The organism is Clostridium sp. MCC328 (assembly GCF_018785465.1).
GTDB lineage: Bacteria > Bacillota > Clostridia > Lachnospirales > Lachnospiraceae > Pilosibacter > Pilosibacter fragilis.
In genome coordinates, this window is the sequence record NZ_WQPW01000137.1 from 1 (window position 1) to 1853 (window position 1853).

Consider the following 1853-nt stretch of genomic DNA (forward strand, 5'->3'; position numbering starts at 1 on the left):
AGCAATATTCAGCTAAAATACAGTAACTATGTGGCTTTCAGCCACTTTCACGGCTGATCCGTGAATAATCTAGGATAAAGGCTTTAAAGTCGCAGATATATCTGACTGTGGGATCAACCTCATGTACCTGCCCCTTGCAGAGAATGCGGATCAGCCGAGATTCAAAGATTGTGCCAGACATCCGAAAGTCAGCGAAACGGGCTTTGTCCTCTATTATACCGACCAGTGTCCTTTCACCTATTATTGGGTGCCGAAGGTACTGGAAGCGGCAAAGGAACACGGCATATCGTTTCAAGCATTTCATATTACCGACAAAGAAGCCGCGCAGAATGTACCTGCGCCGGTCACCACCTATGCCCTGTTCCGGGATGGAGAGTTTTTGACTCAGGGCATTCAGTCAGATAAAAAGTTTCTGGCACTGGCGGGCATAAAGTGATGGCAGATGCGTTTCGCTACGATTGCAAAGAGCATGTATAAGGGGTGGAAAGTGAGGAAAAGAACATCTATGAAAAAAAAAATCATCATTGCGGTGGCAGTCATCGCAGGTATTTTGGCAGCAGTTGCGATTATTTCAATTTTGGCACAGACGCCGATGCCGATCTGACGAGTGGAAGATAGTCATGAATTTGGAGGCATAAATATAGGAAAAGGATGTCCTCCAAAATAGGACAGAGGTGCAGGAGGTTATAACAACAAGGATTGCTTTATGAGGGAAACAGATCAGGAAGGTTACGTGGATTTTGTGAAAACCGTAAGAATTTTATAGACATTTCTGCAAAAATCTAATATAATTATTCGATGGTTCTGAGAGAAATATGTCGGCTTACGATAATTTGAAATGCGTTTCGATCGGAACAGAAAAAAAGATGGGATTTGAAAGAGATGAATTTATTGAACGTACAGAAAAACAAAAAATGTGGCTTTACACTGGCGGAGCTTTTGATCGTGGTTGCGATCGTGGGGATCCTTGTAGCAATCTCAATTCCAATTTTCAGCGTGCAGCTTCACAAGGCGCGTGTGGCTGCCGATTGGGCAAATCTGCGAGCATACTATTCAGAGATTCAGGCAGATTATATCGCGACCGGGAAGTATAATCCAGAGGTGCCGGCATCAGACAATACAAGTTATCATTATCTTACAGAAATTACATTCCTTGATGGACAAAGGGTCGAACTGAAAGCGGGAAAGATTTTGATTGGGAAATCAAAAGGAGAAAATGGATACGAGATTGTATATTACTGCAATGAATATTTGAGGACACACAACGTGGAACCGCACTATTATAAATGTAGCTTGTCTCTTGGCGCTAGTGCATTATAAACAATGATAGAAGCAGATAAATAAAAGGAAGCAGGACAATGGAACTCCCCCCCAATGTCCTGTTTTTCTTATGTAACAGCAAATCCTTCCAACGCATCTATAGAAGACCGGGATGATCTTTGCAGACCCAGGTGTGGGCTGTAGTTCATATTATGGATACAGAATAGCAAATGTTGTGTGCGTATGGCAAAAAAAATCAATATGTTGATAAAATGCAACAGAGGTGTAATGATAATGAAAAAAATGTAAAAAGATATCAAAAAAATGGTTGACTTTTCCATGGGGATTTGTTATTATAATACACGCCTTGAGCGACAGGGCAAAACTTATTAAGAGTCATTAAGAAAACTTCTTAATCTCTCGAAAAAAAGTTTTAAAAAGTTCTTGACAAACCGGAAACGGTATGATAGAATAAACGAGTTGCTGCTGAGAACGAAAGCGACAACGAAACAAAGTTCCTTGAAAACTGAACAGTATGTAAAACCCTGAAAATTCTTATAAAAATGGTCTTTGGTTTAGACCATGAATGAGAA

The 1853-nt window shown here is 40.6% G+C and carries 2 protein-coding genes; both read left to right on the forward strand.

All coding sequences use genetic code 11. The annotated features are described in order from the left end of the window. Window positions 1-121: 121 nt before the first annotated feature. Window positions 122-436 (forward strand): YoaP domain-containing protein, encoded by a 315-nt coding sequence (locus GPK83_RS15845; RefSeq protein ID WP_252196398.1) that lies wholly within the window; start codon window positions 122-124, stop codon window positions 434-436. 446 nt (window positions 437-882) lie between these two features. Next, entirely contained in the window at window positions 883-1320 is a 438-nt protein-coding gene (locus GPK83_RS17205; RefSeq protein WP_117471177.1) for a prepilin-type N-terminal cleavage/methylation domain-containing protein, read from the forward strand. Window positions 1321-1853 lie beyond the last annotated feature (533 nt).

Bases quoted from the DNA above. Each gene is read 5' to 3' on its own strand.
- GPK83_RS15845 (WP_252196398.1), top strand. From the start codon at position 122: ATGTACCTGCCCCTTGCAGAGAATGCGGATCAGCCGAGATTCAAAGAT.
- GPK83_RS17205 (WP_117471177.1), top strand. From the start codon at position 883: ATGAATTTATTGAACGTACAGAAAAACAAAAAATGTGGCTTTACACTG.